The following is a 310-nucleotide window of genomic DNA, read 5'->3' on the forward strand; positions in this document are numbered from 1 at the left end:
GGATCCACGAACCCCGCCTGGCTCAGCGAGGTCGAGCTCGCCGAAGCTCGCCGCCGCCTGCCGATGCTCTACGTCGAGGCCGTGCCCGTGCGCACCGACGGATCCGGCCAGGTCACCGAGGTCGGGATCATGCTCCGCTCGACGAGCGTCGGCGAGCTGACCCGCACCGTCGTATCCGGCCGCGTGCGCTTCGGCGAGACGGTACGAGACGCCCTCTACCGGCACCTCGAGAACGACCTCGGCCCGATGGCGTTCCCCCAGGTGCCGCCGCAGCCCGTGCCCTTCACCGTCGCCGAGTACTTCCCCCTTC

1 protein-coding gene is annotated in these 310 nt (G+C 71.3%); it reads left to right on the forward strand.

The genetic code is table 11. The annotated features are described in order from the left end of the window. Positions 1 to 310 (forward strand): DUF4916 domain-containing protein (locus SB754_RS19700; RefSeq protein ID WP_410784082.1); only part of this gene is annotated, 310 nt, incomplete at both ends.

The organism is Leifsonia sp. SIMBA_070, assembly GCF_046534635.1.
Taxonomy (GTDB): Bacteria; Actinomycetota; Actinomycetes; order Actinomycetales; family Microbacteriaceae; genus Leifsonia.